This is a genomic window from Paenibacillus xylanexedens (assembly GCF_007676705.1).
GTDB lineage: Bacteria > Bacillota > Bacilli > Paenibacillales > Paenibacillaceae > Paenibacillus > Paenibacillus xylanexedens_C.
Map to the genome: position 1 here is coordinate 1 of NZ_VEBF01000657.1, position 237 is coordinate 237.

1 protein-coding gene is annotated in these 237 nt (G+C 51.1%); it reads left to right on the forward strand.

Features of this window, described 5'->3' with window-relative positions; genetic code table 11:
* Positions 1 to 29: 29 nt before the first annotated feature.
* Positions 30 to 237 (forward strand): hypothetical protein (locus FS628_RS32370; protein ID WP_222125353.1); only part of this gene is annotated, 208 nt, incomplete at its 3' end.

Genomic DNA, 237 nt, shown 5'->3' on the forward strand with positions numbered 1-237 from the left:
GTGATATCGGGGAGTAGTTGTGCACTGTCTTGATCGAAAATGATAGTTGTTGGTGGAATGGGGAGGATGATGTTGTGAGTGTTTGGAGCATGGTGAGTTTTATTAGGTGGGTTGTCAGGAGGGGGGGGGTTGAAGTGAGGGTGGTAAGGGAAATGGATGAATGTAGGGAAACCTTGATGGAGGGGGAAAATGATGTCAGCTTGTGTGCCTGCATGGGGCGGGGCAGGTGGGGCGTTT